The 693-nt window shown below is 61.5% G+C and carries 1 protein-coding gene; it reads right to left on the reverse strand.

Translation table 11 applies throughout. The annotated features are described in order from the left end of the window. Positions 1-693 (reverse strand): histidine kinase dimerization/phospho-acceptor domain-containing protein (locus Q7C21_RS22330; protein ID WP_375151134.1); only part of this gene is annotated, 693 nt, incomplete at both ends.

Consider the following 693-nt stretch of genomic DNA (forward strand, 5'->3'; position numbering starts at 1 on the left):
TTTTGCGCAGGCTGGCACGCTGCAACTGGTAGCTGATCTGCTGACTCATGCGCTCGATCTGCGCCTGCAGGACCCAGGCCTGCTCCCGATCCTGAGGCCGTTGCGCCATGTCCTCGCTGACCCCTTGCAACACCGTCAACGGGGTTTTCAGGCTGTGGGCCAGGTCATCCAGGGAGTCGCGGTAGCGGCTACGCTGCTCGCGCTCGCTTTGCAGCAGACGGTTCAAGGAGCCGGTCAGGCGCAACAGCTCTCGCGGATGCTCCTCACTGAGGCTTTGGCGGGTACCGCTCTCGATCTGGTCCAACTCCTGGCTCAAGCGTCGTAGGGCCTGCAAACCCCAGGTCAACCCCAGCCAGAGCAATGCCAGCAGCACCAGCAACGCCGCACCAAAGCCTAGATAGAGGTTTTCCCTGACCCCTTCCAGAGTCTGCTGGTACTCACGCACCGGTTGCAGTGCAACGATACTGAAAGCCGCTTTCTTGCCCCCCAACAACTTGATCTCGACGTCGTAGACGAAGAACTCCTGGCCATTGGCTTCACGGATTCTGGCGAACTCGTTACCGCGCCCGTCGTACCGCGGCCGGTAATTGATGTTCTCTTCCTGGGTGGCCCGGGAGCGCCAGACCAGGTGCCCCTCTCGGTCATAGATGTAGCCCAGCAAGCGACTGTCGGCGAGATTGAAGCGCTCGTCCG

The sequence above is a fragment of the Pantoea sp. ANP04 genome (genome assembly GCF_041982285.1).
Taxonomy (GTDB): Bacteria; Pseudomonadota; Gammaproteobacteria; order Enterobacterales; family Enterobacteriaceae; genus Pantoea; species Pantoea eucalypti.